The organism is Pantoea sp. GM_Pan_4 (assembly GCF_026541005.1).
Lineage (GTDB): Bacteria > Pseudomonadota > Gammaproteobacteria > Enterobacterales > Enterobacteriaceae > Pantoea > Pantoea dispersa.
Genome location: NZ_JALNUZ010000016.1, coordinates 42,281 through 55,199, shown reverse-complemented (window position 1 = coordinate 55,199; position 12,919 = coordinate 42,281). Strand labels below are relative to the sequence as shown.

The window sequence follows — 12,919 nt, the reverse complement described above, 5'->3', positions numbered from 1 at the left end:
CTTCTCCTTACACCAGGCCCGACAGCGTCAGCAGCAGGTCGATCGCTTTAATGCCAATAAACGGCACCACTAAACCGCCTACGCCATAAATCCACAGATTGCGCCGCAGCAGCGCTGCCGCGCTCATCGGCCGATAGCTCACGCCTTTCAGCGCCAGCGGAATCAAAAACACAATCACCAGCGCGTTGAAGATCACCGCCGACAGGATCGCCGAGGCCGGTGAATGCAGCGCCATCACGTTCAGCATATTGAGCTGCGGATAGGTCACGGCAAACGCCGCCGGGATGATGGCGAAGTATTTCGCCACATCGTTGGCGATACTGAAGGTGGTAAGCGAACCGCGCGTCATCAGCATCTGTTTGCCGATGTGCACCACTTCCAGCAGTTTGGTCGGGTTGGAGTCAAGATCGACCATGTTGCCCGCCTCTTTCGCCGCCTGGGTACCGGAGTTCATCGCCACCGCCACGTCAGCCTGCGCCAGCGCGGGCGCATCGTTGGTGCCATCGCCGGTCATCGCCACCAGGCGCCCTTCCGCCTGATACTGGCGAATCAGCGCCAGCTTGGCTTCCGGCGTCGCTTCCGACAGGAAGTCATCGACACCGGCTTCCGCCGCAATCGCCGCGGCGGTTAACGGGTTATCACCGGTGATCATCACCGTTTTGATGCCCATCTTGCGCAGCTCGGCGAAACGCTCCTTGATGCCGCCTTTAACGATGTCCTTTAACGCCACTACGCCCAGCACCTGCGCGCCTTCGGCCACCACCAGCGGCGTACCGCCGGCGCGTGCCACCTCTTCCACCCGGGCATTGACCTCAGCCGGGAAGCTGCCGTGGCTGGCTTCAATATGACGACGTACCGCGTCCACCGCGCCTTTGCGGATCAGGCGATCCTGCACGTTGACGCCGCTCATGCGCGTCTGCGCGGAGAACGGGATAAAGCTGGCGCCCATGCTGCTGAGATCGCGTTCGCGCAGGTTAAATTTCTGCTTCGCCAGCACCACAATGCTGCGCCCTTCCGGCGTCTCATCGGCCAGCGATGCCAGCTGCGCCGCGTCGGCCAACTGCTGCTCGCTGACGCCCGGCGCGGGCAGGAACTGCGTTGCCTGGCGGTTACCGAGCGTGATGGTGCCGGTTTTGTCCAGCATCAGCACATCCACGTCACCGGCAGCCTCCACGGCGCGCCCGCTGGTGGCAATCACATTGGCTCCCAGCATGCGGCTCATGCCCGCCACGCCAATCGCCGACAGCAGTCCGCCGATGGTGGTGGGAATCAGGCACACCAGCAGCGCCACCAGCACCGTCACGCTAACCGGCGTGCCGCCCCAGGCGGAAAACGGCCACAGCGTGGCGGTCGCCAGCAGGAACACAATGGTCAGCGACACCAGCAGAATGGTCAGGGCGATTTCGTTGGGCGTTTTGCGGCGTTTCGCGCCTTCCACCATGGCGATCATGCGGTCGAGGAAAGTCTCGCCCGGATTGACGCTGCACTGAATCACCAGCCAGTCCGACAGGATGCGCGTCCCGCCGGTTACCGAGGCAAAATCCCCGCCGGATTCACGAATCACCGGTGCCGATTCGCCGGTAATGGCGCTCTCATCGACCGATGCGCCGCCCTCCAGCACTTCACCGTCGCACGGGATGATGTCCCCGGCTTCCACCAGCACCACATCGCCTTTGCGCAGCGTATCGGCCGCCACCGGCCGCCACTGCGCACCGTGAAACGGTTCCGCCAGTTTCTTCGCATCGCTGTGCTTGTTCACCCCTTTCAGGCTGTTGGCCTGCGCCTTGCTGCGCCCTTCCGCCAGCGCTTCGGCGAAGTTAGCGAACAGCACGGTAAACCACAGCCAGATGGCGACCGCCGCGGTAAAGCCGGCGCTGCCGTTCAGCTGCCCCGCCGCCATGCCGATGGCCAGCAGCGAGGTGAGCACGCTGCCGATCCACACCAGAAACATCACCGGGTTGCGAAACTGTACGCGCGGATCGAGTTTTTTCACCGCATCCAGCATCGCGGTGCGCGTCAGCGCCGCATCAAACAGCGCCAGTTGTTGACGACTCATGATTCCGTTATCCCTGAATAAGTTGCAGATGTTCCGCTACCGGGCCAAGCGCCAGCGCGGGAACGAAGGTCAGCGCACCCACCAGCAGCACGGTGCCCACCAGCAGTGCGATAAACAGCGGGCCGTGAGTCGGCAGCGTGCCGTTGCCCACCGGCTGAATTTTCTTCGCCGCCAGCGAACCGGCAATGGCCAGCACCGGAATGATGATGCCGAAGCGGCCGACCAGCATGCAGAAGCCCAGCAGCAGGTTCCAGAACGGGGTGTTGGCGCTGAGACCGGCGAAGGCGCTACCGTTGTTGTTGGCCGCCGACGACACCGCATACAGCACCTCGCTGAAGCCGTGAATGCCAGGGTTAGCCATACCGGCGCGTCCGGCTTCGGTCATCATCGCCAGCGCAGTACCCAGCAGCACCAGCGTCGGCGTCACCAGAATCGCCAGCGCGGTCATTTTCATCTCCCACACGTCGATCTTTTTGCCCATGTACTCCGGCGTACGGCCAATCATCAGACCGGCGATAAACACCCCGAGCAGCACAAACAGCAGCATGCCGTACAAGCCGGCACCGACGCCGCCGAACACCACTTCACCCAGCTGCATCAGCCACATCGGCACCATGCCGCCCAGCGCAGTGAAGGAGTCATGCATGGCGTTTACCGCGCCGCACGACGCCGCGGTGGTGATCACCGCAAACAGGCTGGAGTTGAGAATGCCGAAGCGTGTCTCCTTGCCTTCCATGTTGATCGCGCTATCGGCACCCAGGGTCAGAAAGTGCGGATTGCCGCGCAGCTCAGCCCACATCACCGCGACCACCGCCAGCACAAACATGATGCTCATGGCCCACAGCAGCATATGGCCCTGACGGCGATCGCCCAGCTGCTGACCAAAGGCAAAACACAGCGCGGCCGGGATCAGGAAGATGCTCAGCATCTGCACAAAGTTGGTCAGTGCCGTCGGGTTTTCAAACGGATGCGCCGAGTTGGCGTTGAAGAAACCGCCGCCGTTGGTGCCGAGCATTTTGATCGCTTCCTGCGAGGCCACCGGCCCGAGCGGCAGCGTTTGCTGCGCGCCTTCCAGCGTGGTGAAGGCATGATAGGGTTCAAAGTTCTGAATGCTGCCCTGGCTGACAAAAAACAGTGCCATCAGCAGGCTAATCGGCAGCAGCACGTAGACGGTGATGCGCGTCAGGTCGCGCCAGGCGTTGCCGAGCGTTTCCAGCGAACGGTTGGCAAAACCGCGCATCAGCGCAAACGCCACCGCAATACCGGTTGCCGCCGAAAGGAAGTTTTGCACCGTTAAGCCCGCCATCTGGCTGAAGTAACTCAGCGTGCTCTCGCCCGCGTACGCCTGCCAGTTGGTGTTGGTGACAAAACTGATCGCCGTATTGAGCGCCAGATCCCAGCTCAGGCCAGGCAGATGCTGAGGATTGAGCGGCAGCGCGCCCTGCCCCATCAGCATCGCCAGCAGCAGCACAAAGCCGAGCGCGTTAAACAGCAGGATGGCCAGCAGATAGTGCGGCCAGCGCATCGCCGCGCCATCAACGCCAGCCAGACGCCACAGCACGCGTTCGCTGCGCGCCAGCAGGGGTTTATCCGCCACCATCAGCGCCAGCAAGCGGCCCAGCGGCTGCGCCAGCGCCATCAGCACCAGCAGATAGCACGCAATCAGTAAAAACGCATTCGCCGCCATCAGAATGCCTCCGCATTAAGCAGGGCATAAATCAGGTAGCCCAGTAATAAAAATACCAGCACGATGCCGGCTATCACGCCCACACTCACAGCAACCTCCAGAGGATTTGGTAGTGCAGCAAGCATGCGCGGCGCGGCATAAAGAAGGGGTAAAAAGGCGCAGAGCGGGCGTAAAGAAAGTATAAAAACGCGGGCGGATCAGGCGCTTTCCAGCGCCCAGATGCGATTCAGGTCAACGTTGTGCCACAAGCCGCTGTCCTCAGCGCCGGTGATGGTATCGGTGCAGAAGCTGTCGCCGAGGTCCAGCGCTTCCGGTTTGACCTCGCGCTGCGAATGCAGCGACCAGAACACATGCACTTTGGGCTTCAGCAGCGATTTTTCCCCGGCCTGCACCACCAGCGCCACGCGCCCGGAGGCCAGCCGTACCAGCGAGCCCACCGGATAAATACCGATGGTGCGCACAAACGCGTGCAGCAGCGCACTGTCAAAGTGGCCGCGCCAGCTCAGCATATTGTGCATCGCCTCCGCCGGCGTCCAGCCTTTGCGATACGGGCGATCGGAGGTCACCGCGTCGTAGACGTCACACACCGCCGCCATGCGTGCGTAGAGCGAAATCTCTTCGCCCTGCAGCCGATGCGGATAGCCGCTGCCATCGAATTTTTCATGGTGATGCAGCGCAATATCCAGCAAATCTTCATCCGCATGGGCTTCCATCAGCATTTGCGCACCGACGATCGGATGCTGGCGCATAATCGTAAACTCTTCGTCGGTGAGCTTATCCGGCTTGTTGAGGATGGTCAGCGGCACCGCGGCTTTACCGACGTCATGCAGCAATCCGCCCATGCCCACGCGACGCAGCTGCTGCTCATCCAGCCCCATTTTCTTGCCCAGCGAAATCATCAGACCGCACACCGCCATGGAGTGCAGGTAAGTGTAATCATCATGGTTTTTCAGCCGCGCCACGCTGAGCAGTGCGGTCGGCTCGCGGGTAATCGATCCGGCAATTTCATCGACCAGCTCAAGGGTAAAGGCAAGATCGAGGCCCTGCCCCATGCGCGCTTCGTTGAACATCGCCAGCACCTGCGGCTTGCCCTGGTTGAAGATGCACTGCGCCTGATCCATCTCGCGGAAAAACGGCGTCTGCGGAATGTCTTTCTTCGGCTGCGGCGTGGCAGGCGCGCGCACCGACCGCTCGGGATCGATCCATACCTGCTGGATCCCCTCGTTACGGATCAGGGCGATCTGACGCTTATCGGTGATCAGCATCTGGTTGCGAATGCGTTTGTCCTTGATCCACCAGACCTCAAGCTTGTGGATAAACATGCCTGGCCGCAGCTCGTCAACGGTAATCAGCTTTATCACGATATCGCTCCTTAATATCAGTGGATGGTAAGGAGTGATATCGGCAGCTGAGCAAAAAATCTTCAGGGCGGCGTGACTGGTCGGGTCAGGCAGGAACGTTTATGCATAGCGCAATAAATTGCGCCGCTACCGCGCAGTGCATTAAGCCACTTTAATGCCAGCCTTTTGCGCCGTTTTCTCTTCTGTTGCAGCGGCAGCGTTGTGCCGATCGCCTACGCGTTCAATCGGGCCCATCACCAGCAGGAACAGCAGTGCCGCGACGACACAGTGCGCACCGACGAACACCAGGCCAATGCTGTAGCTGCCGGTCAGGCCAACGATCACGCCAAACAACAGCGGCGTGATAAAGCCCGCCATGTTGCCGATGCCGTTGAAGATCGCGCCGGCGAGGCCAACCGCCTCTTTGGGTGCCGTATCGCTGACCACGGTCCAGGTGCCCGCGCCCGCCGCCACGCCTTTGCCGAAGAAGGCAAACGACATGATGGCGATAATGCCGGCGTTGGAAGGGATCACCGCCGCCAGAATCAGCGAGGCGGCCATCAGCATGCCAACGATGTACGGCGTTTTGCGCGCCCACGACAGGCTCCAGCCGCGCGCCAGCAGCTTATCTGAGATGTAGCCACCGCTGATGCCGCCCAGAAAGCCAAACAGCGCCGGTGCAATGGTGGCGAAACCGGCATCCAGAATGTTCATGCCGCGCGCCTGCACCAGATAGATCGGGAACCAGGTAATGAAGAAGTAGCTAAGCGCGATGGTGCAATACTGGCCGAGGTAGGCGCACCACAGCATGCGGTTGGTGAGCAATGTTTTGAACATCGCTTTGCTGACCGGCGGCCGTGCGCGCAGCGTTTGCGCGGCGTCGATATCCACCAGCGCGCCGCCCTGTTCAATGTAATGTAACTCGCTGGCGGAAACGTGCGGATGCTGACGCGGGCTGCGCATATAGCCCGCCCAGACAAACACTGCCAGCACGCCGATGCCGCCGAGCACAAAGAATGGCCATTCCCAGCCATAACGCGACACCAGCCAGCCGGAGAGCGGTGAGAATATCGCCACGGCAAAGTATTGTGCCGAGGCAAACAGCGACGATGCGCGTCCGCGCTCTGCGCCCGGGAACCACATGATGACTGCGCGGGCGTTGGCGGGAAAGCTCGGCGCCTCAATCAGGCCCAGCGCGAAGCGCAGCGCAAACATCAGCGTCAGCGCCATGGTCATGCCACTGGAAAACTCACCGACAAATCCCATCAGCAGGGTCGAAACCGACCACAGCGCCAGCGTCACGCCGTAGACCTTTTTGGTGCCGAAGCGATCGAGAATCAATCCGCCGGGGATCTGACCGATAACATACGCCCAACTAAAGGCCGAAAGGATCAGGCCGAGCTGGATCGCCGACAGGCCAAACTCCTGTTTGATCGCTGAGCCGGAGATCGACAGGATCGAGCGATCGGCATAAGCGACCACTGATAGGAACAGAATCAGGCAAAGGATCCAGATACGCACATGGCTGTTCTGGCTGCGGTTTTTGCGTTGCAACATAGGCTGAATTCCTTGATGGAGGAGCATCCTGCCCCGAAGCGATGATGGTCAGGAATACCGCGCAGATTTCCCTGTTCAGCAACTATAGGAAGCCAGTGTTGCTCTGGTCATTGTGCGAATGAAGGAATCCGCGCGGCGAAACGGCGCGGGTTTTGGTCGCTGACACAAAGCCGGGTGCGGTAGCGCACAAAATCTTCAATCCGTGCTGGCTTTCGCCGCGGAATGTGCGCCAGCGCTGAGAAAAGAGTTTGCGCGATCACTATGAGCAGGCAAAGCATCCATGCGCGTCGGGCAAATTGTGCGCTACACAGCAAATTACCACGCAGCAGATTGCCAGCTCTGCTGCCGGCTCGTAGGCTGAAAATGATTTCATTGAGCCATTTTTAACACCAATGAAAAATTTATTCTAATAAACAGCTTACTCTGGAGTCTGCGATGAAAACCCTCAAGGCGATACTGTTACTTGGCCTGCTGACCAGTTCGGCCTCCGCGCTGGCGGAGAAGATCGGCGTGTCGATGGCCTATTTTGACCAGAACTTCCTTACCATTATTCGTCATGCCATTGATAAAGAAGCTAAAGCGCGCGGGCTGGATGCCCAGTTTGAAGATGCGCGCGGCGACGTCGGCCGCCAGACCGACCAGGTGCAGAGTTTTATCAGCGCCGGCGTGGATGCCATCATCGTCGATCCAGTGGATTCCGCCAGCACACCGCAGCTGACCAGACTGGCGCAGCAGGCGAAAATTCCGCTGGTGTACGTCAACCGCACGCCGGGCGATAAAACCCTGCCGCCCGGCGTAGTGTTTGTCGGTTCGGACGAACGCGAATCCGGCACGCTGCAAATGGAGGCGCTGGCTAAACTGGCGAACTATAAAGGTAACGTGGCGATCATGATCGGCAACCTGACCGATGCCGGCGCGCTGCAGCGCACCAAAGATGTCGAGCAGGTGGTGGCGAAATACCCGGGCATGAAAGTGGTACAGAAGCAGCCAGCAAACTATGCGCGCAACGAAGGCATGGACCTGATGCTCAACTGGATTGGCAACGGGGAAGCGATCGATATCGTCGCGGCCAATAACGATGAGATGGCGATTGGTGCGGCAATGGCGCTGGCAAAGAGCAATAAAAAGATTCTGGTGGGCGGCATCGACGCCACGCCGGACGGCCTGAAGGCTCTGGCGCAGGATAAGATGCAGGTGACGGTGTTTCAGGACGCCATCGGTCAGGGCAAAACCTCGGTAGACGTGGCGCAGAAGCTGATTAAAGGCGAGAAAGTGGCTTCACACGTGTGGATTCCGTTCGAGCTGGTGACCAAAGAGAATATGCAAAAATACGTCGAGCGCAGCCAGTAGCCGACGGACACTGCGGGGGCGCGATTGTGGCGAGCTGGGTTGCCTGGTGCGCATGAATGCGCACCCTACAGATATTCTGTGAACACTGTAGGGGCGCCATTTATGGCGACCTGGGTTGCCTGGTGCGCATCAATGCGCACCCTACAGATATTCTGTGAGCACTGTAGGGGCGTCATTTATGGCGACCTGGATTGCCTGGTGCGCATGAATGCGCACCCTACAGATATTCTGTGAACACTGTAGGGGCGCCATTTATGGCGACCTGGTTACCGGGCGCCCTAGTGCAGGCCGACGCAACCATCACTCGCGCAGTATCGCCATGACGATAATGTCGTGGTACTCGCCCTCGCGCAGGCAGGCTTTGCGCTTCACGCCTTCCTGCTCAAAGCCCAGGCGCTGATACAGACGCAGCGCGCGCTGGTTGTCGTGAAACACTTCCAGCTCAACGCGGATCACGCCCAGCCAGTTAAAGGCATAGTCGATACCGGTGCGGATCAGCCGCTCACCGATACCACGACCGCTAAACGCCGGATCGACGCCAATACCAAAGCTGATGCTGTGGCGCGTACGCGGCCGCTGTTCGGTAAACAGCGTCAGTTCGCCCACCATCTGCCCGTCGATTTCCGCCACAAAACCGATATAGCCTTCGCTGTCCATACGCTCGAATTTTTTCTGCCAGGTGGCGACGCTGGGAAACGGCAGCTGCGTGGTCCAGCGATACACCTCGGGATGACTGTATAAACGTTGATAGGCGGCGGCATCGCCCGGTTCGCGTCCGCGAATCTGCAAATCCATGTCGATAATCCCTGTTCAGTTGCACTAAGCTGTTAACTCTCACCGATCGGAAAGAGTGGCCTTATGTTGTATCGTCGTTTTGAACGTTTTATCAATATTTTTCAGGATGCCCCCACCGATTCCCCACCCGCCAGCGTGTGGCCGTTTTACCTCTATTATCTGCGTCAGGTGTGGCCAAGTTTTGTCGCGCTGCTGATTGTCGGGCTGGCGCAGGCGCTGATCGAAGTGGCGCTGTTTAGCTATCTCAGCCGTATTATCGATCTGGTCAATCACACCACGCCCGCAACGCTGTTCAGCGATAACTGGCCGATTCTGCTGTGGATGGCGGCGGTGGCGCTGGTGCTGCGGCCGGTGGTGATCGCACTGCACGATATGCTGGTGCATCAAAGCATTAACCCCAGCATGACCAGCATGATTCGCTGGCAGCATCACAACTATGTGCTGCGGCAGAGCCTCAATTTCTTCCAGAACGATTTTGCCGGCCGTATCGCCCAGCGCATCATGCAAACCGGTAACTCGCTGCGTGACTCGGCGGTTCAGCTGGTGGATGCCATCTGGCACGTGGTGATTTACGCCGTGACCTCACTGGTGCTGTTCGCGGAAGCCGACTGGCGCCTGATGATTCCGCTGATCGTCTGGATTGTGGCGTACAGCCTGTCGCTGCGCTTCTTTGTGCCGCGCGTCAAGCAGCGCTCGGTGGTGTCATCCGAGGCGCGCTCGAAGCTGATGGGCACCATTGTTGACGGTTACACCAACATCGCTACCCTGAAACTGTTTGCCCATAACGATCTGGAAAAACGCTACGCGCGCGACGCCATTCAGGAGCAGACCGACAAAACCCAGGACGCCAGCCGCATGGTGACCAGCATGGATATCACGCTGTCGACGCTCAATGGCCTGCTGATTGTCAGCACCTCCGGCCTCGCGCTGTGGCTGTGGAGCCAGTCGCTGATCAGCGTAGGCGCCATCGCGCTGGCCACCGGGCTGGTGATTCGCCTGGTGAACATGTCCGGCTGGATCATGTGGGTGGTGAACGGCATCTTCGAAAACATCGGCATGGTGCAGGATGGCCTGAACACCATTGCGCAACCGCTCAGCGTGCAGGATGCGCCGCAGGCGAAAAAGCTGCAGGTGATGCGTGGCCAGATCCGCTTTGAGGATGTGCGTTTTGACTACGGCGGCGGCCGCCAGGTGATTAACCGCCTGAATCTCAATATCAAGCCTGGCGAGAAAATCGGTCTGATTGGCCCGTCCGGCGCCGGTAAATCGACCCTCGTGAACCTGCTGCTGCGGCTGTATGACATCAACGGCGGGCGCATCCTGATTGACGATCAGGACATCGCGCAGGTCACACAGGCGAGCCTGCGCAGTCAGATTGGCATGATCACCCAGGATACGTCGCTGCTGCACCGCTCGATTCGCGAAAACCTGCTGTACGGTCGCCCGGATGCCAGCGAAGCCGAACTGCAGGCGGCGATTGTGCGCGCCCGCGCCGACGAGTTTATCCCGCTGCTCTCCGATCCGCAGGGCCGTACCGGGCTGGATGCGCACGTCGGCGAGCGCGGCGTCAAACTCTCTGGCGGCCAGCGCCAGCGTATTGCCATCGCCCGCGTGCTGCTGAAAGATGCGCCGGTTCTGATCATGGATGAAGCCACGTCGGCGCTCGACTCGGAAGTGGAAGCGGCGATTCAGGAGAGCCTGGAGACGCTGATGCAGGGCAAAACGGTGATCGCCATCGCCCATCGCCTGTCGACCATCGCGAAAATGGACCGGCTGGTGGTGCTGGAGAACGGCGGCATTGTTGAGATGGGTAACCATCGCGAACTGCTGGCGCACGGCGGGCTGTACGCGCGCCTGTGGCAGCATCAGACCGGCGGATTTGTCGGCGTCGATTAATCGCCGCGCCGGTAAGGCAGGGCGTTGCGCGCTTCCTGTGCCCAGGCGCGTACCCCTGCCCGCTCCTGCTGCAGAAAATCCCCGACCGCGTCACGCAGCCCCGGATGGCACAGATAGTGCCAGGAGTGGGTGAGTTGCGGTTCAAAGCCGCGCACCAGCTTGTGCTCGCCCTGCGCACCGGCATCAAAGCGCTGCAGCCCTTCGGCGATGGCGAAATCCATGCCCTGGTAGAAACAGGTCTCGAAGTGCAGCCGGTCAAACTCCGCCAGACAGCCCCAGTAGCGGCCATACAGCGTGTCGTCATCCACCAGACAGAAGGCCATGGCGGCGGGCTGCTGCTGTAGCGTGGCGATCACCACGCGAATCGCCTGCGGCATCCGCTCCGCCAGCAGGCTGAAGAAGGAGCGCGTCAGATAGGGACGCTGGCCGCGCACCGCGTAGGTGTTGGCGTAGCAGTTATACACAAAATCCCACTGATCTTCACGCAGCTCATCGCCGCGATACCAGTTAAATGCAAAGCCGCTGCTGGCCACCTGTTCGCGCTCTTTGCGCAGCTGCTTGCGTTTGCGCGACATTAGCGTATCGAGAAAGTCGTGAAAATCGCGGTAACCGCGATTGTGCCAGTGATACTGCACGCCGAGGCGCGCCAGCCAGTCCGGCTGGGTTGCCAGCAGCGCGTTGGCGTGCGGCGTGGTGAAGTTGATATGCGCCCCGCTTAAGCCGTGCCGCTGCAACGCATCGGGCAGCGCTTCCAGCATCGGGATGATGGCCGTCTCGTCGCCCAGCAGCCGCGCACCGGTCACCGGGCTGAACGGAATGGCGCCGAGCCATTTGGGGTAATAGGCGATGCCGGCACGCTGGCAGGCATCGGCCCACGCGTGATCGAACACATATTCGCCCCACGAGTTGTTTTTACGGTAGCCCGGCAGCGCCGCACGCAGCCTGCCGTCTTCGCGCCACAGCAGATGATCCGGCTGCCAGCCGTTTTCCGCGCGCACGCTGCCACTCTCTTCCAGCGCGAGCAGGAAGGCGTGACGCAAAAAAGGTTTATTGTCAGGTAACAGCGCATCCCATTCGGCAGCGGTGATCTCCGCCAGCGATGACAGGTGAAGCAAAGGCATTGGTGGCTCCCGGCCAGCTTAAGGCGAACGCCTAGTTCAGCAGGTTTTGCCGCCGTGCGAAAGGTGCGGCGCACTGAATGTAAAGCGGGTCGTTGCGCCATGCTGCGTACATTGCTGTCGCGGCCCGTGCCACGATTTTTCACTTCGCCTGTGTATACTCATCCTTTTCCCTTGCAGGAAATGCCATGGATCGTCTTGATTGTGATCGCATGTTTGTCGCCGTACTCGAAGTCGGCAGCTTTGCCGCTGCCGCCGCCCGGCTGGGCACCAGCAGCGGCCAGGCGTCAAAGCTGGTGTCGCGTCTGGAGCAGCAGCTTGGCGTGCAGCTGTTCAAGCGCAGCACACGGGCGCTGTCGCCCACCGAGATCGGCCGCGCCTATTATGAGCGGGTGAAAACCCTGCTGGAGGCGTTCGACGCGCTGGATGCCACGGTGCAGGAAAATGCCCGCTCACCCACCGGTCGCCTGAAGATTAGCGCACCCGGCACCTTCGGCACCGCGGTGCTGGCCAGCGTGCTGGTGGCGTTCGCACGTCACTATCCGCTGATTGAGCTGGACGTCAACTTCTCCGACCGCGCCGTGAATATCGTCGATGAAGGCTTCGATATGGCGATCCGCATCGGCAAGCTGGACGACAGCAGCCTGATTGCGCGCCGTCTGGGCGAGGTGCCAATTCGCCTCGCCGCCGCGCCCGGCTATCTGCTGCAACACGGCACGCCGCAGCACTGGCGCGACCTGGCGACGCATCAGTGCATCAGCGACACCAACTTTCGCGATCCGTGGCACTGGCCGTTCGTCACGCCGTGCGGCGACAGCGTCAGCATGCCGATTCGCGGCCGCCTGTGCTTCTCCAACACCGAAGCCTGCCTGCAGGCGGCGCTGGCCGGCCTCGGCATTGCGCGTCTGCCCGGTTTTATCGCTGCACCGGCGCTGCAGCGAGGCGAAATCGTCACGCTGCTGGAGGACTTTGCGCCGCCAGCCATGGGCCTGTTTGCTCTGTATCCGCCCGCGCGCCACCTGGCGCAGAAAACACGCCTGCTGATCGACTTTCTGGCCGAGCACTTCCGCCTGCATCCGCCCGGCTGATTCCTTCCATTCTGGAAACAATCAAAGCCGTT

10 protein-coding genes are annotated in these 12,919 nt (G+C 60.6%); 3 read left to right on the top strand and 7 right to left on the bottom strand.

Annotated features, from left to right (window positions below; all coding sequences use genetic code 11):
* Positions 1 to 7: 7 nt before the first annotated feature.
* The 5 genes from kdpB to OXR61_RS21630 form a co-directional block, all read right to left on the bottom strand.
* Complete coding sequence (gene kdpB / locus OXR61_RS21650) at positions 8 to 2,056, bottom strand: potassium-transporting ATPase subunit KdpB (RefSeq protein WP_021507877.1); 2,049 nt, start codon at positions 2,054 to 2,056, stop codon at positions 8 to 10.
* A gap of 7 nt (positions 2,057 to 2,063) precedes the next feature.
* Positions 2,064 to 3,743 (bottom strand): potassium-transporting ATPase subunit KdpA, encoded by a 1,680-nt coding sequence (gene kdpA / locus OXR61_RS21645; RefSeq protein WP_104094188.1) that lies wholly within the window; start codon positions 3,741 to 3,743, stop codon positions 2,064 to 2,066.
* On the bottom strand, positions 3,743 to 3,832 hold the full coding sequence (gene kdpF, locus OXR61_RS21640) for a K(+)-transporting ATPase subunit F (protein ID WP_021507879.1): 90 nt from the start codon (positions 3,830 to 3,832) through the stop codon (positions 3,743 to 3,745). Before kdpF ends, kdpA begins: the two co-directional genes overlap by 1 nt.
* A gap of 108 nt (positions 3,833 to 3,940) precedes the next feature.
* On the bottom strand, positions 3,941 to 5,104 hold the full coding sequence (locus OXR61_RS21635) for an HD-GYP domain-containing protein (protein WP_021507880.1): 1,164 nt from the start codon (positions 5,102 to 5,104) through the stop codon (positions 3,941 to 3,943).
* 141 nt (positions 5,105 to 5,245) lie between these two features.
* Complete coding sequence (locus OXR61_RS21630; RefSeq protein ID WP_021507881.1) at positions 5,246 to 6,640, bottom strand: MFS transporter; 1,395 nt, start codon at positions 6,638 to 6,640, stop codon at positions 5,246 to 5,248.
* Positions 6,641 to 7,075: 435 nt separating this feature from the next.
* Here OXR61_RS21630 and OXR61_RS21625 point away from each other — a divergent pair, with 435 nt between their 5' ends.
* Positions 7,076 to 7,990, top strand: a complete 915-nt coding sequence (locus OXR61_RS21625; RefSeq protein ID WP_021507882.1) for a sugar ABC transporter substrate-binding protein — start codon at positions 7,076 to 7,078, stop codon at positions 7,988 to 7,990.
* A 300-nt stretch (positions 7,991 to 8,290) separates the two neighbouring features.
* Here the strand turns inward: OXR61_RS21625 and OXR61_RS21620 are convergent, their stop codons facing one another.
* Positions 8,291 to 8,785, bottom strand: a complete 495-nt coding sequence (locus OXR61_RS21620; protein WP_021507883.1) for a GNAT family N-acetyltransferase — start codon at positions 8,783 to 8,785, stop codon at positions 8,291 to 8,293.
* Positions 8,786 to 8,848: 63 nt separating this feature from the next.
* On the opposite strand from OXR61_RS21620, the gene OXR61_RS21615 reads away from it, so the two are divergent.
* A complete protein-coding gene (locus OXR61_RS21615; RefSeq protein WP_021507884.1) occupies positions 8,849 to 10,681 on the top strand; it encodes an ABC transporter ATP-binding protein in 1,833 nt (610 codons plus the stop codon).
* Here the strand turns inward: OXR61_RS21615 and OXR61_RS21610 are convergent.
* Positions 10,678 to 11,802, bottom strand: a complete 1,125-nt coding sequence (locus OXR61_RS21610) for a GNAT family N-acetyltransferase (RefSeq protein WP_021507885.1) — start codon at positions 11,800 to 11,802, stop codon at positions 10,678 to 10,680. The two genes, OXR61_RS21615 and OXR61_RS21610, sit on opposite strands and share 4 nt — an antisense overlap.
* 185 nt (positions 11,803 to 11,987) lie before the next feature.
* Between OXR61_RS21610 and OXR61_RS21605 the strand changes: the two genes are divergently transcribed.
* Positions 11,988 to 12,887, top strand: a complete 900-nt coding sequence (locus OXR61_RS21605; protein WP_021507886.1) for a LysR family transcriptional regulator — start codon at positions 11,988 to 11,990, stop codon at positions 12,885 to 12,887.
* Positions 12,888 to 12,919 lie beyond the last annotated feature (32 nt).